This is a genomic window from Grylomicrobium aquisgranense (assembly GCF_033971865.1).
Lineage (GTDB): Bacteria > Bacillota_I > Bacilli_A > Erysipelotrichales > Erysipelotrichaceae > Bulleidia > Bulleidia massiliensis.
In genome coordinates, this window is sequence record NZ_JALBUR010000027.1 from 1 (window position 1) to 23,175 (window position 23,175).

Annotated in this window: 24 protein-coding genes, 1 tRNA gene and 1 rRNA gene; 2 read left to right on the forward strand and 24 right to left on the reverse strand. The window is 48.9% G+C overall.

What is annotated here, in order from left to right; translation table 11 throughout:
* Nucleotides 1–154: 154 nt before the first annotated feature.
* The 12 genes from MOZ60_RS09000 to MOZ60_RS09055 are packed head-to-tail and all read right to left on the reverse strand — an operon-like array spanning nt 155 to nt 10,692.
* Nucleotides 155–1,210: a M42 family metallopeptidase gene (locus MOZ60_RS09000; RefSeq protein WP_370596427.1), complete on the reverse strand. Its 1,056-nt coding sequence runs from the start codon at nt 1,208–1,210 to the stop codon at nt 155–157.
* Nucleotides 1,197–1,835: a V-type ATP synthase subunit D gene (locus MOZ60_RS09005; RefSeq protein ID WP_108776042.1), complete on the reverse strand. Its 639-nt coding sequence runs from the start codon at nt 1,833–1,835 to the stop codon at nt 1,197–1,199. The genes MOZ60_RS09000 and MOZ60_RS09005 overlap by 14 nt, the downstream gene beginning before the upstream one ends.
* The gene (locus MOZ60_RS09010; protein WP_108776041.1) at nt 1,836–3,257 is read right to left on the reverse strand and encodes a V-type ATP synthase subunit B; all 1,422 of its coding nucleotides are present in this window, start codon (nt 3,255–3,257) and stop codon (nt 1,836–1,838) included. It lies immediately after the preceding gene.
* A gap of 14 nt (nt 3,258–3,271) precedes the next feature.
* Complete coding sequence (locus tag MOZ60_RS09015) at nt 3,272–5,023, reverse strand: V-type ATP synthase subunit A (protein ID WP_277645133.1); 1,752 nt, start codon at nt 5,021–5,023, stop codon at nt 3,272–3,274.
* On the reverse strand, nt 5,020–5,625 hold the full coding sequence (locus tag MOZ60_RS09020; RefSeq protein ID WP_277645132.1) for a V-type ATP synthase subunit E family protein: 606 nt from the start codon (nt 5,623–5,625) through the stop codon (nt 5,020–5,022). Before MOZ60_RS09020 ends, MOZ60_RS09015 begins: the two co-directional genes overlap by 4 nt.
* Before the next feature lie 10 nt (nt 5,626–5,635).
* Entirely contained in the window at nt 5,636–5,944 is a 309-nt protein-coding gene (locus MOZ60_RS09025) for a V-type ATP synthase subunit F (protein WP_108776038.1), read from the reverse strand.
* Between the two features lie 16 nt (nt 5,945–5,960).
* On the reverse strand, nt 5,961–6,398 hold the full coding sequence (locus MOZ60_RS09030) for an ATP synthase subunit C (RefSeq protein ID WP_371832649.1): 438 nt from the start codon (nt 6,396–6,398) through the stop codon (nt 5,961–5,963).
* A gap of 26 nt (nt 6,399–6,424) precedes the next feature.
* Nucleotides 6,425–8,242 (reverse strand): V-type ATP synthase subunit I, encoded by a 1,818-nt coding sequence (locus MOZ60_RS09035; protein ID WP_277655224.1) that lies wholly within the window; start codon nt 8,240–8,242, stop codon nt 6,425–6,427.
* Between the two features lie 15 nt (nt 8,243–8,257).
* Nucleotides 8,258–9,295, reverse strand: coding sequence for a V-type ATPase subunit (locus MOZ60_RS09040; protein ID WP_108776036.1), 1,038 nt, complete (start codon nt 9,293–9,295; stop codon nt 8,258–8,260).
* On the reverse strand, nt 9,292–9,612 hold the full coding sequence (locus MOZ60_RS09045) for a hypothetical protein (RefSeq protein ID WP_108776035.1): 321 nt from the start codon (nt 9,610–9,612) through the stop codon (nt 9,292–9,294). The genes MOZ60_RS09040 and MOZ60_RS09045 overlap by 4 nt, the downstream gene beginning before the upstream one ends.
* A gap of 56 nt (nt 9,613–9,668) precedes the next feature.
* Nucleotides 9,669–10,028: a hypothetical protein gene (locus MOZ60_RS09050; RefSeq protein WP_370596428.1), complete on the reverse strand. Its 360-nt coding sequence runs from the start codon at nt 10,026–10,028 to the stop codon at nt 9,669–9,671.
* Entirely contained in the window at nt 10,015–10,692 is a 678-nt protein-coding gene (locus MOZ60_RS09055) for a YoaK family protein (RefSeq protein WP_209451825.1), read from the reverse strand. Before MOZ60_RS09055 ends, MOZ60_RS09050 begins: the two co-directional genes overlap by 14 nt.
* 102 nt (nt 10,693–10,794) lie before the next feature.
* On the opposite strand from MOZ60_RS09055, the gene MOZ60_RS09060 reads away from it, so the two are divergent.
* Nucleotides 10,795–11,724, forward strand: a complete 930-nt coding sequence (locus MOZ60_RS09060) for a LysR family transcriptional regulator (protein WP_209451824.1) — start codon at nt 10,795–10,797, stop codon at nt 11,722–11,724.
* A gap of 25 nt (nt 11,725–11,749) precedes the next feature.
* Here the strand turns inward: MOZ60_RS09060 and MOZ60_RS09065 are convergent, their stop codons facing one another.
* The gene (locus tag MOZ60_RS09065; RefSeq protein WP_277634661.1) at nt 11,750–13,456 is read right to left on the reverse strand and encodes a M3 family oligoendopeptidase; all 1,707 of its coding nucleotides are present in this window, start codon (nt 13,454–13,456) and stop codon (nt 11,750–11,752) included.
* Nucleotides 13,457–13,555: 99 nt separating this feature from the next.
* On the opposite strand from MOZ60_RS09065, the gene MOZ60_RS09070 reads away from it, so the two are divergent.
* A tRNA-Ser gene (locus tag MOZ60_RS09070) sits at nt 13,556–13,644 on the forward strand.
* 60 nt (nt 13,645–13,704) lie between these two features.
* On the opposite strand, the gene MOZ60_RS09075 is transcribed toward MOZ60_RS09070, so the two are convergent.
* From MOZ60_RS09075 to rrf, 11 genes are all read right to left on the reverse strand, one after another.
* Entirely contained in the window at nt 13,705–14,385 is a 681-nt protein-coding gene (locus MOZ60_RS09075; RefSeq protein ID WP_370596429.1) for a 5'-methylthioadenosine/S-adenosylhomocysteine nucleosidase, read from the reverse strand.
* Nucleotides 14,386–14,405: 20 nt separating this feature from the next.
* Entirely contained in the window at nt 14,406–15,623 is a 1,218-nt protein-coding gene (locus tag MOZ60_RS09080) for a diphosphate--fructose-6-phosphate 1-phosphotransferase (RefSeq protein WP_370596430.1), read from the reverse strand.
* 60 nt (nt 15,624–15,683) lie between these two features.
* Complete coding sequence (gene abc-f / locus MOZ60_RS09085; RefSeq protein WP_370596431.1) at nt 15,684–17,537, reverse strand: ribosomal protection-like ABC-F family protein; 1,854 nt, start codon at nt 17,535–17,537, stop codon at nt 15,684–15,686.
* Entirely contained in the window at nt 17,537–18,382 is an 846-nt protein-coding gene (locus MOZ60_RS09090; protein WP_108776029.1) for a LicD family protein, read from the reverse strand. Before MOZ60_RS09090 ends, abc-f begins: the two co-directional genes overlap by 1 nt.
* A 17-nt stretch (nt 18,383–18,399) precedes the next feature.
* Nucleotides 18,400–19,788 carry an asparagine--tRNA ligase gene (gene asnS, locus MOZ60_RS09095; RefSeq protein WP_277634656.1) on the reverse strand — a complete coding sequence of 463 codons (1,389 nt, stop codon included), beginning with the start codon at nt 19,786–19,788 and terminating at the stop codon, nt 18,400–18,402.
* A gap of 12 nt (nt 19,789–19,800) precedes the next feature.
* Nucleotides 19,801–20,418: a redox-sensing transcriptional repressor Rex gene (locus tag MOZ60_RS09100; RefSeq protein WP_108776027.1), complete on the reverse strand. Its 618-nt coding sequence runs from the start codon at nt 20,416–20,418 to the stop codon at nt 19,801–19,803.
* 58 nt (nt 20,419–20,476) lie between these two features.
* Nucleotides 20,477–21,490: a tRNA (adenosine(37)-N6)-threonylcarbamoyltransferase complex transferase subunit TsaD gene (tsaD, locus tag MOZ60_RS09105; RefSeq protein WP_370596432.1), complete on the reverse strand. Its 1,014-nt coding sequence runs from the start codon at nt 21,488–21,490 to the stop codon at nt 20,477–20,479.
* Nucleotides 21,468–21,932, reverse strand: coding sequence for a ribosomal protein S18-alanine N-acetyltransferase (gene rimI, locus MOZ60_RS09110; protein ID WP_277645124.1), 465 nt, complete (start codon nt 21,930–21,932; stop codon nt 21,468–21,470). The genes tsaD and rimI overlap by 23 nt, the downstream gene beginning before the upstream one ends.
* Nucleotides 21,929–22,522 carry a tRNA (adenosine(37)-N6)-threonylcarbamoyltransferase complex dimerization subunit type 1 TsaB gene (gene tsaB, locus MOZ60_RS09115; protein ID WP_108776024.1) on the reverse strand — a complete coding sequence of 198 codons (594 nt, stop codon included), beginning with the start codon at nt 22,520–22,522 and terminating at the stop codon, nt 21,929–21,931. The genes rimI and tsaB overlap by 4 nt, the downstream gene beginning before the upstream one ends.
* A complete protein-coding gene (gene tsaE / locus MOZ60_RS09120) occupies nt 22,519–22,971 on the reverse strand; it encodes a tRNA (adenosine(37)-N6)-threonylcarbamoyltransferase complex ATPase subunit type 1 TsaE (protein ID WP_370596433.1) in 453 nt (150 codons plus the stop codon). The genes tsaB and tsaE overlap by 4 nt, the downstream gene beginning before the upstream one ends.
* 120 nt (nt 22,972–23,091) lie before the next feature.
* A 5S ribosomal RNA gene (gene rrf, locus MOZ60_RS11610) occupies nt 23,092–23,175 on the reverse strand; the annotation flags it as partial.

Consider the following 23,175-nt stretch of genomic DNA (forward strand, 5'->3'; position numbering starts at 1 on the left):
GAAATATGCTAGCTACTGCTTTCGCTCTGGGTTATTCACCCTCGGCTGGTAGTTCACTTCGCTTGGCGACAAATACCCGCGGCCTGCCTCTATTGCAGGCTAGATGTGTGCCATGCCCGACACACTACAGAAAAAGAGCCTTGCTCAGGCTCTTTCAGAACGATTCCACCGCAGCTTTGTCCAGTCTTTCCAGCAGTGCACATGCCAGTCTGACTGCATTTTCATAATCACAGTACTTCACAAAGCAGTTGGAACTGTGAATGTAGCGGACCGGAATGCCGATGACAATTGCCGGTACACCGAACTGTGTATTGACTGCAGCACCATTGGTACCGCCGCCGCTGCGCACTGATTCCTGCACCGGAATGCCAAGGTTTCTGGCTGTATCCAGGGCAAACTTCTGCAATCTCCAGTTGGTGATCATGGAGACATCCATATGCCGCAGCATTGGTCCTTTGCCAATAGCCGCCTGGATCATGTAATCCGGTGAGAAGGTATCATCTGCAGGACATCCTTCAAAGCAGATCATGACATCTGGCTTCAGCGCAGCCGCATTGGCACGAACCCCTCTTTCCCCTACCTCTTCCTGGGCAGAGAAACAGGCACTCAGTGCACACGGCAGTTCCTTCTGATACATTCTCTTCAGCGTTTCAATTTCAGCAGCGACGCCGATCCGGCAGTCAAATGCCTTGCCAAAGAACAGATCACGCTTTTGATCATAGCGGCATACGACATCCGGTACAGCCGGAGAGCCGATATGAATGCCGAGTGCCATTGTTTCCTGAGCACTTGTACTGCCGCAGTCCAGAATCATATCATCAGGGTCCAGCGGCTTATTGCGGTCTGCTGCACTCATGAAATGAGGCGGCTTGGCAGCAACGACTGCAGGAACAAAGGTACCCTTATCCGTCTTGATCAGAAAGGAATTGGCAGGCAGGGAAGACGGTGAAATACCGCCAAGGCGCAGGAACTTCATAGTGCCATCCGGACGGATTGCCTGTACAATCAGGCCGACTTCATCCAGATGGGAATCCAGCATGACTCTTGGCTTGTCACTGTGTGCATCCTTCTCACAGCGGACATTGCGCATATGATCCTGTACGGTATCATACTCAGGCAGCTGGGATCTTACAAATTCAGCGACGTCATCCTCAAAACCGGATGCACCGAATACATCAGAAAGCTTCTCAATACGTTCAATTTGATTCATCTGCTGTACTTTCCTTCTTTTCCTTGTTTGCCTTGATCACCTTCATACGTGAGAATTCCTCACGTTCCTTCTCTTCAAGGTCTGCACTCATGACGCGAATTTCTTCCTTATAGCGGGGAATCACAATGTTGCGAAGCGCATTGGCACGTTTCTGCGTTGTAGAAATAGCGTGGGCAAGACGGTAGACCGTATTGTCTACCTCCGCCAGCACCATCGTGATCTCCTTCACCTTCTGAAACTGTATGTACGCTTCATCGATGGTCGCATTGGTATCTTCCATACCATATGGAATATCGTAGGAATCCGGTTTGTGATAGCTCACCTTGGGGACTTCAACGCCCATGACACTCCGATATGTAACATGGATCGAATCCTCTACCTTGGTGCGCCTGGCAACCCGGTCAATAACGCCGGAATAGACATTTGCCTGCTGCAGAAGGAAATATCCGGTCGCATATGCATCACTGATCTGTTCACGCAGTGCTTTTACCTTCTCAACTTCACTCATCATTTCCTTGACAAGGATATTGCGCTTGCGGTCCATCAGCTCATAGCCATTCTCAGCCAGAGCCAGCGACTTCTTCGCTTTGATCAGATTTCCTTTTGTTGCAGGTACGCCCGCCATTTATTTTTCCTCCTGCTCAAGAGCAAGAGCAATCGTGCGCTCAGCATGTTCCGGATCATAGTTCTGCTTGATCAGCTTCGGATCCAGACGGTCAAGAGCACTTGCAGGCAGTGTCGAAAGAAGTGCCCAGCCCAGGTTCAGCGTCTCCTGAATGGAGCGGTTGGTATGGGTGCCCTGGCCGATAAAGATTGACTCAAAACGGCGTCCAAATTCCATATACTTCTTATCCAGATCTGAGAGTTCGTCCTCACCGATGACGCTTGCCAGCGAACGGGCGTCCTGGACCTTGGCATAAGATGCGAACAGCTGATTGGCAACATCCTGATGATCGCCGCGTGTATATCCTTCACCGATACCATCTTTCATCAGACGCGACAATGACTGCAGAACTCCAATCGGAGGATTGATTCCCTTGAGATACAGATCACGGTCCAACACGATCTGGCCTTCGGTAATATAACCGGTCAGATCCGGTACCGGATGGGTAATATCATCATTCGGCATGGTCAGGATCGGAATCTGGGTCACACTGCCCTTGCCGCCTTTGATGATGCCGGCTCTTTCATACAGCGATGCAAGATCGGAGTACAGATAGCCCGGATAGCCTTTACGGGAAGGAATTTCACCCTTACTGGAAGAGATTTCACGTACAGCTTCGCAATAGGAAGTCATATCGGTCAGAATGACAAGCACGTTCATGCCGCATTCATAGGCCAGATATTCCGCTGCGGTCAGTGCACAGCGCGGTGTTAACATTCTTTCGACGATCGGGTCATCAGACAGGTTGACATACATGACAACCTTCTCCATGACACCAGTCTCTTCGAAGGATCTGCGGAACATGTCGGCGACATCGTTCTTGACACCCATGGCACCGAACACAATACAGAAGTTTTCACTGTCTTCACCAGTCAGATGTGCCTGACGGACAATCTGAATGGCAAGCTGGTCATGCGGCAGGCCGCTGCCGGAGAAAATCGGCAGTTTCTGACCGCGGATCAGTGTATTCAGGCCATCAATGGCAGAGATACCAGTCTGGATATAGTTACGTGGGTACACACGGGAAACCGGGTTCAGCGGCTTGCCGTTGACATCCTCAAACTTTTCCGGATAAACCTCTCCCAGGCCGTCAATCGGCTCACCGACACCATTGAAGGTGCGGCCGAGGATTTCTCTGGAAAGACCAAGTTCCATTGGATGACCGAGCAGCTTTGTCTTGACATTGGTCTTGGACATGCCATCAGTGCCTTCAAACACCTGAATGACTGCTCTTTCACCTTCGATCTCTGTGACACGGCCGATACGGGTGCTGCCATCAGCGAGCTCAATGGAAACCATTTCTTCGTTGGAAACATTCTTGACATGATCGAGGGCAATCAGAGAACCTCTGACATCACTCAGTCCTAATAACTGCAGGCTCACACAAAGCCCCCTTTCTAAGCGATCGATGCCAGTGCGGCATCAATCTTGGCCGGATATTCATCCAGCATCTCAATTTTGTCATTCGGTACTTCGTACTTGATCTGAATCACCTTTTCGAAAATACCTGTCTCGACCATCAGCGATACCGGAATCTTCTTGGCCACATACTGGCTGCAGGCACGCTTCAGGTAATCAATCGTCTTCAGCATCTTGTACTGCTTCTGCAGAGAAACAGATGTGTCATCCTTGTGGAACGCATTCTGCTGCAGGAAGCCGACACGGATCACACGGGCAATCTCAAGTGTCAGTTTCTGATCTTCCGGCAGAACATCTGAGCCAATCAGCTTGACAACTTCCATCAGATTGGACTCTTCATGCAGAATCTCCTGCATCTCAGCACGCAGATCCAGGAAATCATGGGCAACATTCTGGTTGTACCAGTGAGACAGATCATCCACATATTCGGAATAACTGTCTGTCCAGTTCATAGCCGGGAAATGTCTTGCATAGGCAAGTGATTTGTCCAGTGCCCAGAAACATCTGACAAAACGCTTGGTATTTGCCGTAACCGGTTCAGAGAAATCGCCGCCCTGCGGAGAAACAGCACCAATCAGTGTAACGGATCCTTTGGATCCGGACAGTGTATCCACATAGCCGGCACGCTCATAGAACTGTGCAATACGGCTTGGCAGATAGGCCGGGAAGCCCTCTTCTGCCGGCATTTCTTCCAGACGGCCGGAGATTTCACGCAGAGCCTCTGCCCAACGGGAAGTCGAGTCAGCCATCAGGGCAACATGGTAGCCCATATCACGGTAATATTCCGCAATCGTAACACCAGTGTAGATACTTGCCTCACGGGCAGCCACCGGCATGTTGGATGTATTGGCAATCAATACGGTACGGTCCAGCAGCGGCTTGCCGCTCTTCGGATCGGTCAGTTCACTGAACTCTTCCAGGGCCTGGGTCATTTCGTTGCCGCGTTCACCACAGCCTACGTAAATGATGATATCGGCATCACACCACTTTGCGATCTGATGCTGCATCATGGTCTTGCCGGCACCGAATCCTCCCGGCAGAGCACTGGATCCACCCTTGGCAATCGGGAACATTGTGTCTACAACACGTTGCCCGGTAACCAGCGGCATGGAAATCGGTTCACGCTTAAGAATCGGACGGGGTTTACGGATCGGCCACTGCTGATGCAGCGTAACCTCTGTCTGTCTGCCGGTATTGTCATTCTGTACAACAGCCAGGACGTCATTGACGGTGTAGCTGCCATTTTCAACAGCTTTGACAACGGTGCCATTGACGCCGATCGGAATCATGGAACGGTGTTCAATCAGACTGGTTTCAGGGCAGGTCGCAAAGATTTCGCCTTCTCTGACCTTGTCGCCCACCTTAATCTTCATGGTAACATCCCATTTCTTGTCTGCATCCAGAGATGGAATGCTGCGGCCTTCGGAAATGAAGGCGCCCTGTTCATCAGCGATCTGCTGCAGCGGGCGCTCAATACCATCATAGATATTGCGCAGAATGCCAGGTCCCAGTACTGCATTCAGCAGATTGCCGGTACCGACAACTTCCTCACCTGGCTTCAGGCCGGTCGTGGATTCATATACCTGAATCATGACTCGATCATCATCAATACGGATGACTTCACCAAGCAATTTCTTTTCACCGACATAGACCATCTCACTCATGGCAAGTGTCAAAGAATTGCGGACCGAAATGACGGACCCATTTATAGAATAAATGACATCACTCATGCCGCATCCTCACTTTCCTCTACCCGGAAGCCGGAATGGTTGCGGAACCAGTCTCTGGCTTCTTTCAGCTTGTCATCGAGTGTGCAGCTGTACTCAATTCCTGCTGCATCGTCACGGTACAGAAAACCGCCGATTTCAAGATAGGCAGTTTCTATTTTGTTATGCAGTCCTCTGGCTGCCAGCAGTTTTGCCAACAGCTTTTTATCCTGCTCTCTGGCCGCAAAGACACCATCTTCAGAAATATGTACTTCCTCAAGATGTTTCTGCAGCCATTTTTCATAATCGCCAGAAGAAGTAAACCTGTGCAGATCGCTGCTGACTTCATCAAACAGCTGAGCAGTCAGAGACTGCCGCAGCTGCAGAAGTTTCTTCTTTGTATCCATCTTATCCTTGGACGATTTGGTTGCCGCATAGAAACGCAGCTCGCTCAGTTCCTTTTCCAGGTATGTATCTGTTTCCTTCTTCAGACCTTCCTTGTAAAAAGAGAGCTGATCCTGACGCAGTGCTTCTGTCTCCTGCTCAACCTGATTACGCACAAGTTCGGCGTTGGAGCTGACATCCTCGTCAATCGTCTTCAGGATTTTCTCTTCATAATTTTCCACTCACTTCACCTCACAGTTTAATGCCGATGGCTTCACTGATGTAGGCATCAATGGTTTCGCCAATATTGCCTGATCCGTGCCGGTCCGCAATCTCGACGATCAGCGGCTTGGGCAGGTTCAGCTTATAGTCAGAAACCACATCGCCAGCCATCTCCACGCATTTGGTTGTCATCAGAATAATGGCAATCTCCGGATCATGGATGAGCTCATCCAGTTTCTTGACAATCGCTTCACGGTCGTGAAAGACACCGCCCTCAATCCCGGCAAGTCTCATGCCGGTCTTTGTGTCTGTATTGTCACTGATGCAGTATGCTTTCAAAACTCACACCTCAGGATCAGAGATTGTTGATGATGAGAATGGAAATCAGAAGACCATAAATGGCAATACCTTCACCAAGAGCGACGAAGATGATGGCTTTACCAAAGTTATCAGGATTCTCAGAAATGGCACCGATTGCAGCCGGGGATGCTTTTGCAACAGCCCAGCCGGCACCGATACATGCACAGCCAACGGAAAGAGCAGCAGCGATGTAGCCAAGACCTGTAGCGCTGGAAGCAGCAGAAGCTGTCGTAGCATCTTCAGCCATAGCAGCGAACTTTGTGCCGCCGACAATCAGGCAGATGGCAAAGACACCGGCAAACAGAGCAACCTGGCCGAGCAGTCTCTGCTTGGCATTCTTACGGTTCAGACCGCCTCTGACAATGAGCCACAGCGGACCAATTACAAGAGCAACAGCAATCAGCGGTACCAATACTTCACTAAGAGATAACATCATTTTTTCCTCCTGGACAATCGTCCTTATTCTGCTTGTGCAGTTAATGCTTTATATTTTCTGCCGCCACCAGTGTAGTAACGGGAGAACATTTCATAATACTCAAGACGCAGAGCCTGAATACCAACAACCAGACCCTCCAGCGCCATAACGAAGATGTTGCCGAATACCAGAACAAGCGGTCCGGCATTGCCTGTCATCTTGACCAGTGTCATGACTACCAGCATCATGCCGGCATGGGAGAGAACGAATCCTCCGACACGCAGATAAGACATGGAGTTGGTAACGAATGACAGCAGGATTTCAAATACTTCGAAGAAGTTCTGGAGAATGTATGCACCCCATGACTGGGAAGCTCTGAAACCATGGCCTGTCACCAGATTGGTCAGCGGCTCCTTCATCAGGAAGCAGAACACCGGTACCAGAATGAATGGAATCACAAACTGAACATGGAACAGATTTGCACCGCCCGTCAGTTTCAGGCCTGCGGCAATAATGACATACAGGTAGAACACCAGACCGGCAATGCCATTCTGTGAGAACAGCACTTCACCAGGTTTCTTATGGCGGAGGTTGTTCACGATATTAATGGTCATGGAGCAGACAATCAGCACAACACCGATGATCAGTGCACCGATCAGCAGTGTCATCGTATTGGAGTTTGCCATGACATCGAACAGCTTCTCACGTACATGGAACAGTTTCTGATGAATCGGATTCAGCAGATCTTCATAGCCGAACACAGATCCAAACAGGAATCCCATGATGGAACTTGTGATGCCGACTCTGCCGATAATGCCAAACAGCTTGCCCTTCTTCTCAAACAGGAAGCCAATGATCATCAGGATGATGCCCTGGCCCATATCGCCAAACATGATGCCAAACAGAATACAGTAAGTAACTGCCAGGAAGAATGTTGGATCGAAATCACCATAGGCAGGTGTCGAGTACATATCCACAAACAGTTCAAACGGCTTTGCAAACCAGTTGTTCTTCAGCAGTGTCGGACACTTGAACTGTGGTACATCCTCTGGCTCCTTCACTGTGAAAGTGACCGGTTCCCCATTGAATGCATCCTCGTATGCCTGTACCTGTGAAGCCTGTACAAAGCCAGACAGCAGGTACTTTTCATCAAAGATTGAAACATACTTGTACTGGGAGATGATTTCATTGCGCTGTGAACAGTAGGCAAAGATATCATTCAGCTGGTCTTCATACTGATGCAGCAGTCTGTGTACATCCACCGGCGGAATTTCCATTGGTTCAAAATACAGGGACTGGAAGATTTTGGCAACCTCTTCCGCGTAGGAATCGGATGTGACATAGACCATCCAGATGTACTGCTTGTTTTCATGCAGACGATGGTGAACAAAATTCACATCCCGATAGGCTGAAAGCTTGGGGAAACTCTCCCGCGGCATTCTGCCAAAGCCAAAATTCAGATAATTGCAGGCATGGATTCTCTCAAACCCGCACACACTCAGGGCATCCAGTGCCTTTTCATCATCAGGAGTAAGAATTACCTCCCCGGCATCACTGGTAATGCCAAACTTCTCATTCAGTTCGCCCAGAAACTTTTCGATTTCTTCCTTGGAATATGTTCTGGAAGGTTTCCGGTCAGGATCAAATGAGAAGCCAACCGCATGGGCGAAGTTCTGCAGTGTCTGCCTGTAATCGGCATACGGATTTTCCTCGCTGATCATCTTGCCGCCGTTGTCTTCGGTCACAATATTGCTGGCCGGTTCGACATCAAGCATGCCGGATCCAATGCCCTTCAGCAGCATTGAATCCAGATGATCACGGTCCGTGGATGCCTCAACGAACTTCATTTTTACAATTGCCATCCGCTGGCTCCTTTCCTAGTACACAAGCAATGCCCGAATCCGGTCATTGGAGATATGATATCTGACACCTTCGCAGATGTTGATCACATTGTGGATCTCGATCTGGGACAGATTCATATAGCTCAGCAGAATCAGATTGGACCTTGTGTCTGTCTCAATCATCGTGTAGTAGATGTTGTATACGATCTTCTCGATATAGCGGTCTATATTCTGAGGATTCGCACCTTTGGTATAGAAGTGGTATTTCCGCTGCAGTGCTGCAAGCACTTCATCCGCTGTATCTTCTTTGATCATGCGGCGGATCTCAGCTTCCTTGAACAGGCAGCTGCGGATCACAACAGTGCGTTCAATCACTGCCGGCGCAGCCTGGAAGTACTTCTTCAATCGGTAGATGATTGAGACTGCCTCAAGCTCTGCACGCATGGAGACAAGCTTCAGCACCTGCTGGCGCTCATCACCGCGTGTATCACTGTTGGCAAGCACAATCATATGCTGGTAATACGCATCGCGCAGATCATGTTCCAGCGATACCGCATCAATTTCCATCAGGTTATCCTTCCGGTATCTGCGCAGAATGTCATAGTAGCGGGTATTCTTGAGGAACGCGAGCAGATCATCATAGCTGGTGATCTCAGCAAGCTTGCCGATGTCAAATGACATGTAATGCGAGATATACATCGGCATCTCGGCAATCATCTCTGCCCTTTCATCACTTTCCGGATTCATCAGCACACGGATGCAGCGCAGGATCATCTCGATCTCCGTGGTCATGACCGCGGCTACCAGAAATCTGCCGTCCGCATCACTGCCATAGCGCAGCAGTTTCTGCAGGCGTTCGTACATGCTCCGCCGCAGCAGGACTTCGAGCTGACCGCGGTGAATTGCCTTCTCGTTAACACCTTCCAACGCATGCCTGTACAGCGTATTCGTCTTCAGATAGGCAACGATTTCCGCCAATGATTTCTTCTGCAGCAAAGCCGCATAGGCATCCGCATTCAGACGTTCCCCGAACATCGCTCTGGCCTTGGCAGCCATTGCGCCATCAGAACTCATGCATGATCCTCCACAATCCGTTCATACAGTTCTTTGCGCCACTTGTCATGGCTGGCATCAAACTGTTTCTGCAGGTCAGCACTTGCCTTGCTGTAATATGCCTGGTTCTGGGCATCGTCAGCCTTCACCTTTGCCTCCAGCTGCGCCTTGGTACTTTCCACCTGTGCATTGACAGCTGCCCAGGCATCATCAGACATTTTCTTCTTTTCATCCACAATGGCCTGTTTCAACTGTGCCCTGCGGTCATACACATCTTTGATCTCTTTGCGGACCTTCTCATCCGTATCAATCAACTTCTGGATCGCATCAATTTCCATCTCATCACTTCCTTAATCGTGAATATTCTATACCATTCCGGTATGCACAACGTCTGTTATCTTATGCCCGCTTTTTCAGAATTGCAACCGGAGACTGAATGCATGTCGCTTATAGTTCCCTGTTTATTGAGTTTCCTGCTCTTATCCTGCAGATAGGCAAGCAGTGCAGGCCATGACATCGGTGCCTGATGATACTCTTTTTCAAGCATCTCGTTGTAAGCTTCCGTCATCTGCTTCACCTTGTTCTGCACAGCTGCGCTTTCAATGGACAGCAGGTCTTTGACACTGAAGTAATCCGGGTCATCACCGATCTGTCCCCGCAGCTGCATGCACGCCATATCCCATGGCATCAGTACCCTGTCTTCAGGGGAAAGCTGTTGTACCCTAGGAAGATTCTGCAGATCAATCAGCTTCATGTTCTGCCTCCTTTGGGATCATCATCACGAAGCTGACCAGCAGTAATCCACAGCTGATCCAGATCGTATGCAGTCCCAGCAGGCGGATCATCTGATAGCCTGTTACAGCGCCAAAGGCAAAGGCGAATACAACCAGCAGATACTTTCCGCACAGATGCAGTTCCCGTCTGCTTCTTTCATGGATGGACCGGTCAAGATGGTCCATGGCAGAGCGCAGATTGCCGATGCACATCGTGCTGGCATATGGTGAACCGCGCACTGTCCGGAATGCCTGTACCTGCATCGCACAGGCAAAGGAAAGCAGCGCATTGGCAATCGGATTGATATCCGCAGGGATCAGACCTACGATACCAAGCATAACCATTTCCATAGCGATGACGATCTGCCGCCAGTGCAGTCCCTGGTCACCTGGAAAGCGGGTATGGATCTCCTGGGCGGCAATGACGCCAAGCGCAAATGCACATAATGGCAGCAGGTAGCGGAGACTGGCCGCAAATTCGCCATCTGCAATTTTTGCGCTCATCAGCACAATATTGCCAGTCTGTGCATTGGCAAAGACCTTGCCCCTGCCGAAATAGGAGTAAGCGTCCATCAGGCCGCCTGACAAAGCAAGAAAGACCATGGTCCGCTTTGCCTCAGACATCTGTGATCCTGATTTATTCAATATGCCCCTCCTTTCCCAAAACATGCCTATTATAAGGACCTTACGGAAATGTGTAAAAAGTATTTTTGAGATTGCCGGCATATCAGAATGATATGGTAAAATATGACCATGAACATTCCGCTGGATTATTATCGTACCTTCTATTATGTTGCCAAATATGGCAGTCTTACCAAAGCAGCTAATGCCCTGCACGCCAATCAGCCAAATGTTACCAGGACAATGAACAAGCTGGAACAGAATCTGTCATGCCGGCTGATGATCCGCTCTAACCGCGGCATCGTGCTGACTGCAGAGGGCCGTAAACTGTTTGCCCACGTGGACCGTGCCATGCGCCAGTTTGATGATGCCCAGAAGGAGCTCAATGGAGATATGCAGCTGGAACAGGGCATTATTACCATCGGTGCTTCTGAAACGGCACTGAACCTGTTGCTGCTGGATGTGCTGAAGCAGTTTCATTATGACTATCCACATATCAGCCTGCGCATTCTGAATCATGCCAATCCACTGGCATTACGGTCCGTCGAGGATGGCGAAGCGGACTTTGCGGTTTTAACGACACCACACCGGAAACATCCGGGTTTTGTCAGTGTGCCGCTGCTGTCCTATCAGGAAATTCTGGTTGGCGGAAAATCTTTTACAGCCCTGTCATTTCAGAGTCTGTCCCTGCATGACCTTGAGAGCTACTCCATGATTTCCATGTCCCGTGAGACTCTGAGCTATCAGTTTCACAGTGATTTGTTTGCCAGTCATGGCGCTTTGTATCATCCTGATACGGAAGTGGCAACAGCAGACCAGATTCTGCCGATGGTCAAGCATGAACTTGGCATTGCTTTTCTGCCAGAGATCATGGCAAGAGAAGATCTTGCCAATGGCAGCATTGTGCAGCTTCATCTGCAGGAAGAAATTCCACGCCGTCAGATTGCCCTTGTGTATGACCGCCATAGACCAATCAGTCCGGCTGCCAGGAGGCTGATGGACCGGCTGATGGCACTGTCAAAGCAGAATAACGCGCATGAAAAACGCATCTGGTAAGATTCCTTCCAAATGCGTTTTTTACTTATTCGATGCCACTCAGATCATATGTATCCAGATACTGTCCAGCCTTTTCACAGATATCCTTCAGCGTACTGCCATCAAACGGTGATGCCAGACCTGCCTTTTTCAACATATTCGTCCAGGTATCAGAGCCGCCCTGCTCTGTATAAGCCATATATGTGTTCCAGGCTGTCTTTTCATCTTTCTGGATCATCGCCCAGAATTGCAGTGAAACCGTCTGTGCCAGGCAGTAATCAATGTAGTAGAACGGGCTGCTGTAGATATGGTGCTTCAGCTGCCAGTGCTCACCGTCACTGTAGAAAGGAATCTCACCATCCAGACGGTACCATGGCATGTATTTGCCGCACAGTTTCTTCCAGACGTCATGGCGCTGGCGGGGAGTCAGTTCAGGATGTGCATAGATCTCGTGCTGGAATTCATCCACTGCCGTGCCGTAGGGAATGAAGCGGATTGCTCCTGCCACATGAGAATACCGGTACTTGCGCGCATCTTTGCCAAAGAAATCATCTGCCCATTCCTGACCAAAGAACTCCATGGACATGGAATGGCACTCACACGCTTCCATAGTGGGCCACATGGTCCGCATCGGCACTCTGCTGCGATTCAGGTATGCTTCAAAGGCATGACCTGCTTCATGCGTGATTACTTCGACATCTCCCTGTGTTCCGTTGAAGTTGGCGAAAATGAACGGCATATGATAATCACCCAGGTCTGTGCAGTAACCACCGCCTGCCTTGCCTTCTGTAGAAAGCAGGTTCATCAGCTTCATATCCTTCATTGCATGGAAGAATTCACTTGTTTCCGGGGAAAGTTCATCATAGAACTTTGTGCCTGCCGCAATGATATCATCCGCACTGCCAGCGGGCTTTGCATTGCCCGAACGGAATTCCAGGGCAGCATCCGCAAAATTCATCGGATAACTGACACCCAGGCGCTCTGCCTGTGCCTTGTAGACACGCTCTGCCACCGGAACAACATACTTTGCCACAGCATCGCGGAACTTTGCCAGATCCTCTTTTGTATAGCAGTTGCGGTCCATACGGTAATAGCCAAGCGTCGTATAGCCTTCATAGCCCATACGGCGGCCCATGGCATCACGTAGATGAACAAGCTGATCATAGATTTCATCCATCTGCGGCTGATGATCCTTGTACCACTGTCCTTCTGCCTTCCATGCAGCAAGACGTCTGGCATCATCCGGATCATTCTTGAACGGTGTCATCTGTGAAAGCGTATATGTTTTTCCTTCAAACGGCACCTGGGCAGAAGCCAGCAGGTTTTCATAGTCCTGGGCAAGCTGGTTCTCCTTCTGCATATCCGGAATATTGTCAGCAGAGAATGCTTTTCTGGCAATTTCTGCATTCAGAAATACGATCCTGCCAAATTCCTTTTCAAAGTCAGAGCGGAACGGACTGACAAGAAGTGCATCTGTAAATGCCTGTTCCTGCTCCTGCAGATGCGGGGCTGCTGCAAGCCAGAACTCGTTTTCTGCCTTGTAGTATGCATCATTGGTATTGATATCGTGACGGATCTGCGCAAGCGTGCTCAATGTCGCCACATGGCGCAGTGCCTTGTCCTGGGCGAGAAAAACATCACGTGCCTGACTATAGTTCTCAGCCTTCTTCAGGTCTTTTACATAGCCAGAAAGCTCATCCTGTACCTGATCAAGATCAGGACGTTCATACTTCATTTCATCAAATGTTATCATATCGTCTTCTCCCTGATGCCTACCATCATACCATATCGTACAGACGAATCTTTTTCTTTCAACAGATGGAATGCCTATGATATACTAATGAATGCATTTGGAGAATTACCCAAGAGGCTGAAGGGGACGGTTTCGAAAACCGTTAGGCGTGCAAGCGTGCGGGGGTTCAAATCCCTCATTCTCCGCCATCATAAAACAAGACTGCCAATGATCCCGGCAGTCTTGTTTTTCTTTCCTGTTTCCTTTTGTTACAGTGACTGAATCAGTGTATCCAGCACATCCAGTGCTTTCCTGCTGCTTTCATCAAAAGCACTGAAATATTCTTTTTCTCCGCCCGTAATACTGTCTGCGACCATCTTGATCAGCACACAGGGAACCTTGTTGCGGTTGGCTGTCTTGACGATGCCGGCACTTTCCATTTCACAGATATCGGCATGGAACTGCTCATGAATCTTTGTTTTCTCCTGTACACTGCCGACAAACTTATCACCAGAAGCGCAGATGACTGGTTTCAGATCCGGATACATCTGCTTTGCCCTGGCAAGCAGATTTCTGTCTGCAGGCATATATATAGTCGGGTATTCATTGAGATAAAGACCCGGTTCACAATGGTCTACTTCGGATGTATCAAACTGATAATGTACAACCTTGTCTACGATGCAAAGACGCACCTTGCTCATTTCCTCACTCAATCCGCCGACGACACCGAAATTTGTAATCAAAGAGACATGAAACTCTGAGATCAGTGCCTGTGTCCCGGCAGCTGCTGAGATTTCACCTGGTCCGGAATGGAGAATATAAAGGTTCCCGCTGTCTGTTACATAATGATAGACCGGAAATCCTCCTGCCTGCAGCATTTCTGCAGGTTCCCCGTATTTTTCTTTTACTGCATCAATTTCCACTGCAGCAATCATGCCTGTATTTTTCATCGTATTCCTACCTCGCTCACCTATCTTACCAGATAATACGGTTTTATATAGGCAGGCAGACCGGTTTCATCATAGATGATTTCCGGTGTCCCTTTGATCAAAGGCAGCATGTATTGTCTGGCTTCCTCACTGATCCCGCCATAATCCGGCAGCAGCCACTGAGATGGAAAATTCTTTACGAAATTGGCAACTTTTTCAGCATCAACATCAAAGCATGATACGACATACTGCTCTGTGGGCAGCCGCTTCAGACCCACCATTCTGCCTGTGAACGAAGGATCTGCCGTACGCATGTGGGCAGACATGCCAAGCTGGAAGCTCTCTGTGACATCTGTCAATGACTGTTCCGTGGCATGGCAGCGCTGAGCAATAGACAGATCCTGCACCTTGCATCGGCTGGCGATCCCTGCATCCAGAATCATCTGTTCCAGGGCCCTGCCTGCTCCGCCTAAGACTGTATGCCCAAACAGTTCACTGCGCGCTTCTCCGCAGGAAAGATACGTGCCATCGATGTAGCGTGCGCCTTCAGAAACTGCTACAAAGCATTTGGACCGCAATGCAATCACATCTTTGACTCTGTTGAGAAAATGCTCTTTGTTAAACGGTTCTTCTGGCACGATCAGGATATCCACTTTGTTGCTGAGGCAGGCAGACGCGGCGAGCCAGCCGGCATCTCTGCCCATTGTTTCCAGGATGAAGACTTCGGTGCGGCTGGAAGGATATGCATTGATGTCATACCAGCACTGCAGCGCAGTTGCCGCAATAAATTTTGCAGCAGACCCAAAGCCCGGGCAGTGGTCTGTTTCCACCAGATCATTGTCAACCGTCTTGGGACAGCCGACAAAGCGGTGATTGGCAATCTGATGACTGGCTGTGTATTCACTCAGGGCAGCCACCGTATCCATGGAATCATTGCCGCCGATATAAAACATGGTTTCAATCTGGTAATGGTCCATGATTGAAATAATCTTCTGGAAATCTGCCTCATTGTCTCTTTTCAGCTTATAGCGGCAGGAGCCAAGGGCACAGGAAGGTGTCTGCTGCAGCAGCCTGTTTTCCAGATCACTCATATTGGTCAGATCCACAAAACGTTCCTGCAGAATGCCCTCAATGCCATTCAGGCCGCCATAAACATGTTCATACAGCGGATTCAGCTGATTGGCTTTGACAATGCCTGCCACCGTGGCATTAATGACAGAACTAGGTCCGCCTGATTGGGCAATGATGCAATTCGACATATGCAATTCTCCTTTTTACTGTCCTCATTATAGCGGCAATTATGATAAAAAAAGAAGCTCTCATTCTTCAGAGAGCTCCTCCCAGTCCGCATACATATGGGCAAGTTCATTGTGGATGTCATCAATGTGGGCATCCAGCTCATCCATTTTTGCCTGATCCTGATAATACTCCGGTTCAAAGCGCAGCGCCCTGCTGTCTTCCAGTTCCTGTTCCTTGGCAGTAATTGCTTTTTCCAACTGGGCAATCTGCCGCCGGATTGCTTCTGGATTCTTGGCTTTCTGTGTTCTTGGACGCGCAACTTCCTTATTTTCCACAGGCTTTTCTTCCTGAACCTGTTTTCCTTCCATATATTCCTGATAGGTTTCATTCAGGAAATCAGCTTTGCCATCATGGAGTACAAGCATCTTGGTAGCAAGCTGCGAGATGAAATAACGGTCGTGGGAAACAAACAGAATCGTACCGGTAAATCCGCGCAGGGCATCTTCCAGTGCTTCTTTACCGGGAATATCAAGATGGTTGGTCGGTTCATCCAGAATGAGCAGATTGGCATGCTGCAGCATGAGCTTAGCAAGGGAAAGCCTGACCTTCTCTCCGCCAGACAGTACATCCACCAGCTTGAAAACATCATCTGCCGAAAACAGGAAGCGGCCCAGTACAGATCGTATGGCAGTGCGGTCCATATCCGGATGTTCATCCCAGATTTCTTCCAGCACGGTTTTACCGCTGGAGAACTGGGCAAGCTGCTGGTCAAAATAGCCGATCTCGATCTGATGGCCAAACAGGAATGATCCACCCAGTTTTGGCACCAGATTCATCAGAGTCTTGACCAGAGTTGATTTGCCGGTGCCATTGTCACCAATGATCGCAACCCTGTCACCGCGCCGTATTTTCATTGTCACCTGGGCAAGCGGGTGGTCATAGCCAATGACCAGCTTTTCTATTTCCAGCACCTCTTCCCCACCCTTCAGGCGCGGTGAGAAGTCGGCATGGAACTGCTTGTCATTGTGCTGTACTTCTTCTACCCTCTCCATGCGGTCCAGGTACTTCATTTTGGACTGGGCAAAAGCAGCTTTGTTTTTCTTATAGCGGAATTTCTCAATCAGTGCTTCCAGACGCTGGATATCTTTCTGCTGGCGGACATAGGCTGCCTGCTGGCGTTCCTGATCATTCTTCTTCTGTTCCACATATGAAGTGTAGTTGCCTGCATACCGCTTCATCCTGCCAAATTCCATATCATAAACAACGGAAACAACATGGTCCAGAAACATCCGGTCATGAGAGACGACGACAACGGCACTCGGATAGTTTTTGACATATCCTTCCAGCCATTCAATAGCAGCCAGATCCAGATGGTTGGTTGGCTCATCCAGCAGAAGAATATCCGGTTTTGACAGAAGCAGACGGACAAAGGCAATTCTGGTCTTCTGACCGCCGGAGAATTCACCGATTCTGCGGTGCAGATCTTCGAGCTGAAAGCCGAATTTCGTGAAAACCGTCTTCATTTCGGCTTCCCAGTTGTAGCCGCCGCTCCGCTCAAATTTCTCCTGCAGGTCTGCATACTGGTTCATGACTTTTTCGTCAGGATTTTCTGCCATCTGTGCTTCCAGTGCTTCCAGCTGCTTCTGCAGAGCAAACAATGGCGCATAGACAGCTTTCAGTTCCTGCTCCACTGTATTTTCATCATGGTCAAGAACCTTCTGGGACAGATAACCAATAGTCAGGCTGTTGGGACGGGAGATATTTCCTTTGTCAAAATGGTCCTCTCCGCACATACAGCGCAGAAAGGTTGTTTTACCGCAGCCATTGCGGCCGACTATGGCAATCTTCTCATTGCCGCGTATTTCAAACTGTACATCCTCAAAAACAGTATTGGCGCCAAAATCTTTGGCGCCATGACTTACCTGGTAAAGCATCAATCATCCTCCTTTGGCAGGCGGATATCACGGATATGCTTGGCATACCGCTTGTTTTCAGGCGGGAGCTGCATATATCCCGGGCCGATTCCCATGGTTAAGAATTCATGGGGGTGGGCCGCAATAGGCAGCTGCGTATCCTCAAAGGGAACATACTGCACCGGGAAAATATCATCATACCGGAAGATAAAAGGCTTGAAAGGGCTCTTCCATACCCATGTCAGATCAAAGCCAATATAGTCGCTGTGCTTCTTCTCACAGTGTCTGCCATAGGCATGCGCATTGTTCATGATCGCTTTTTTAATGCCAATCGGGTTGATATGCAGCACATTATCCGCGACAACTTCCGGCACCATCAGCACATCATTGAGCAGACGGCGCGGCAGGTCTTCAAACATGTTTATAGAAACATAGTCATAGACAAAGACATCCACAAAGATACCGTCACAGCCCTCATATCCTTTGCAGCGGTTATCCAGCAGTGTATTGACTTCCTGCAGATAGGTACCTTTCATGCGGATCTTCATGCCAGGGATCAGCACATTGTAACGGTCATCGGTCGCAAAGCACTGGAAGACATATTTTTCCGGGCATTCCTTCTTCATGATTTCAATGAAGCGCTCAAAATCAGAACGCATCATGGCAATATCCGCATCGTCATCCCAGGGAATGAAACCCTGATGGCGCACAGCACCGAGTGCACTGCCGCCATTGAGCCAGTAAGAAATGGAATGGCGCCGGCAGATGGCATCAATATCTTTCAGAATTACCAGCAGCACCTTCTGTACATCGGCAACGGTAATTTCTGAGCCATCCGGATTTTTCTTGACAACGTACTGTTCCATTTCTGCTCCTTTCGGTATTAATACATCAGATTGCGCGGTGTACGGGCAAACGGAATGACATCACGGATGTTTTCCATGCCTGTGATATACATGATCAGTCTTTCAAAGCCAAGACCGAAACCGGCATGCTGGCAGCCGCCATACCGGCGCAGATCCAGATACCACTGGTAGTTGTCCAGGTTCATGCCAAGTTCCTTCATGCGGTTGACAAGAACATCCAGACGTTCTTCTCTCTGGCTGCCGCCGACCAGTTCGCCGACACCCGGTACAAGCAGATCTACCGCAGCAACGGTCTTGCCATCGTCATTCTGGCGCATATAGAACGCTTTGATATCCTTTGGATAGTTAGTCAGGAACACCGGTCCCTTGACAACCTTTTCGCACAGGTAGCGCTCATGTTCCGTATTGAGGTCCATGCCCCAGAATATATTCTTGTTTTCAAATTCATCCTTGTGCTTTTCAAGGATTTCAATGGCCTCTGTATAAGGCATCTGACGGAACTGGGAAGAACGCACATGTTCAAGACGTTCGATCAGTGTCTTATCAATACGCTCATTGAAGAACTTCATCTCTTCTTTGCAGTTATCAAAAACATAGGTTATGCAGTACTTTACCATGTCTTCGATCACAGCCATATCGTAGTCCAGATCCGCAAATGCCATTTCCGGCTCAATCATCCAGAATTCAGCCGCATGGGTTGTTGTGTTGGAGTTTTCAGCACGGAAGGTAGGACCGAATGTATAGACATCGCGGAATGCCATTGCATAAGCTTCGGCGTGCAGCTGTCCAGAGACAGTCAAAGAGGCATGCTTGCCAAAGAAATCTTTCTCCCAGTTGCCATCTGTGCGGGTTGTAACCGTAAATGTTTCGCCGGCACCTTCGGCATCATTGCCGGTAATCAGCGGTGTGTTGACATAGACAAAGCCCTGGTTCTGGAAGAATTCATGAATGGCCATCGCAAGGCAGCTTCTGACTCTGAAGACGGCCTCAAATGTATTTGTGCGGGGACGCAGATGTCCGATTTCACGCAGATATTCAAAGCTGTGACGCTTCTTCTGCAGCGGATAAGTCGCATCGCAGGCACCTTCCAGATCAATTTCAGTTGCCTGCACTTCAAATGGCTGACGGTTGTCTGGTGTCAGCACATAGCGGCCGATCACAGAAACAGCCGTACCAGTCAGATAATGAGAAACTTCCTCATAGTTGGAAAGACTGTCTGCACTGTATACAACCTGGGCATTGGCCAGATATGTACCGTCATTCAGAGCAATGAACGAAACGGCCTTGCCGCTGCGGTTGGAACGGATCCACCCCTGAAGCTGGACATATTCAACCTGATCTTTTTCAAGCTGGGATCCCTCAGCAGTCAGCTCATAGAGCTCACGCACACTCATTTCAGTTGGCATAATTTATTCCTCTTATTTTTCCATCAAATTTGCCTCAAAAACCAGTTCCTGAATTGATGAGACAACATCCACCTGTTTTACAAATACGCCGGCAGGCACCGAGAAGTGATCCATGGCAAAGGATACAATGCCGCGGATTCCATTGGCTACCAGCAGATCAACCGTCTCCTGTACACTCTGTGAAATACACAGAATGGCAATCCGGCACCCTTTTGGCATCTTCTCATGAAGATCCTTAATATCATAAACCGGAACCGATGCCTTGATATTCTGCGGTGCGATATCAAATGCGCACACAATCTCACCAACGACATGGTTCCAGTTATTATAGTTCAGCAGTGCCTTGCCGAGGTTGCCTGCACCGATCAGAATAATTTTTTCATCAAAGTTCACACCGAGCTGTTCAGAAAAGATACTGATGAGTTTATCCACATCGTATCCGTATCCCTGTTTGCCAAGCTTGCCGAGAAAGCTGAAATCACGGCGGATTGTCGTTGATTCAATTCCGACATAATCCGCAAGCTCTTTTGACATAATACGGTCATAGCCATTATTTTTCAGCTTGCGCAGGGCTTTCAGATAGACGGGATAGCGCTGCAGTGTTGCTTTTGGTACTACATAGTCTGTCATAATATCACCGTCGATATCATAACATAAATTTACGACTTTGTGAATTTATTATCGTTTTTCACTCGCCTTCACCAGGCATCTCCAGACTTGGATCAGCCGAAGCCGTGAAATCACCAAACAAATGGTGCTGATAGGCAACATACCCTGCTGCACCAATCATCGCCGCATTATCTGTGCAGTACTTGATGCCCGGAATAATCAGTTTGACTTCCGGGAACTTTGTCATCTTTTCTTTCATCAGCTCACGCAGACGGGAATTAGCAGCGACACCGCCAGCCAGAACAACTGTTTTGGGATGCAGGTCGGCGACGGCATTCAATGTCTTCTCTACCATAGAGCCAAGAGCTGCTTCCTGGAATGCATAGGCAACATCTTCCTTGACAATCGGGTTTCCCTTCTTTTCTTCGCGCTGAATGAGCTGGGACACAGCTGTCTTCAGACCAGAGAAAGAGAAATCATATTTTCCCTGTACGCGGGGTGTCGGAAGTGTATAGTGCGGATGGCCAAGCTTTGCCATTTTGTCAATGACTGGGCCGCCCGGATATCCGGTGCCCAATACGCGGGATACTTTGTCATAAGCTTCGCCAATGGCATCGTCCCAGGTTGTACCGATGACTTTGAAATCCCAGTCATTCTTCATCCAGACAAGCTGGGAGTGGCCGCCGGAAATAACCAGGGCCAGCAGCGGAAATTCCAGTGTATCGACAAACCGATTGGCATAGATATGTCCGGTCATATGATTGATCGGCACAAGCGGTTTATGGAACTCCCAGGCAAGTGTCTTGGCAGCCTGCACACCGACATGCAGAGAGCCGATCAGACCTGGTCCCTGTGTATAGGCGACGGCATCGATGTCATCCATCGTCACACCGCTTCTGCGGACAGCTTCATGGATCACCGCTGAGATGTTTTCAACATGAATGCGGCTTGCTACTTCAGGCACAACGCCGCCGTACAATGTATGTACATTAATCTGACTCGAGACGATGCTCGAAAGGATCTCACGGCCGTCTCTGACGACGGCACAGGCTGTCTCATCACAGCTTGTTTCAATTGCGAGAATCAGTGTCATTTGAACCTCCTACCGGCTTTACCATCAGCCAGGCATCTTCCCCGTCTGAATAGTAGCCTTTTCTTTTTGATGCTTTGATAAAACCATTTTTTTCGTATAAGTGTACTGCCGCCTGATTGGACAGACGTACTTCCAGGCTCAGATATTCGCATCCTTGTTCCGCGGATTGTGCGCACATATGATCCATGAGCATCTGCCCGAAGCCCTGCCTCTGACAGGAAGCGGATACAGCAATATTGGCAATTTGTGCCTGCTCATACATGATCCATAAGTCACAATAACCTTTTACGATGCCATCCTTTTCAATCACAGACAGTTTGGCAAAAGGATTTTCATGAAGCTCGTACAGAAACTGTCTGCGGTCCCAGCAGTCTCCGGGAAACAATTGTTCTTCCAGAATGCTGACTGCATCAACATCCGCATCAACCATCGGCCTGATCATTTGACCAGATATGCTGTGGAAGGCTTCAGGTACTCCGGTTTGACCAGATTTGTATTGGCTGCTTTGACCCAGCGGTCTTTCAGAGCAAGGAAATTCTGGGCAAGATCCGGATAATAGTCTTCGCGTCCAAACAAATGGCCATCACCAACAAGTTCAAGTGAATCAATCTGATCTTTCAGATCATCAACCATCACAATGTGCGGCTTTTCTTCGTATTCCCCATCTTTCAGCACTGCTGTATAGACACGGCCGCCGCGGGCATCCAGAACGCATCTTGCATGGCGGCTTCCGCAGTACAGCTGCAGTGTGCCAATCGTATACAGTGGAAGATCACGCATAACGCAGAATACTTTGCCAATAGTCATGGCAATACGCACACCAGTATAGGAACCTGGTCCTTCGGTCACCACAATCTGATCAATATCTTCTGTTGCAAGATGCTGACGTTCCATCATTGCCATCAGTTCCGGAAAAATTTCTTCGGACTGCTGCTTCCAGCATTTCTTCTGTACTGAATCAAGAAGCTGATCATCCTTGATCAGAGCAAGAGCCAGGAAAATGTGGCTAGTATCCATACATAATGTAATCATTTCAATTCCTCCAGCAGCTTTTCATATTCCTCGCCTTCTACGTGGAATGTAAAACGGCGTGAATTTTCTTCCAGCAATTCAATTGTAATCGTCATGTGACATGGCGGTACAAGCTGCGGAACGTACTCACTCCATTCAATCACGGTCAGCCCGCCGTCATCCAGGAATTCATCAAATCCGAGATCCTGATGAACCCCCTCAAGGCGATATGCATCAATGTGGTAAAGCGGCATTGTGCCATGATAAATTTTCAGAATATTAAATGTAGGACTTGTGACATTGCGCTTAATCCCCAGTCCCATTGCAATGCCCTGTGTCAGCGTTGTCTTGCCGGCGCCAAGATCACCATCCAGTAAAAAGACCATACCAGGTTTGGCTGCCTGTGCAATGCGGCGGCCAAGGTCATGTGTTTCGTCTCTGGAATATGTTTCAATCGTTAATTCTTTCATATAAATAGCCTCACGCGTGCCCTATTATATAACTTTTCCCCTTTGTTTCCAGAGAAAAAGCACAAACAGTACATGCATGCTGAAGGGAAAAAAGAAAAGGATCCGTAAGGATCCTTGCTAACCTGGCAGCGTGCTCTTTTTGCCCGTAAGGCTATCTTCGCCGCTGAAGTGCTTAACTTCTGTGTTCGGGATGGGAACAGGTGT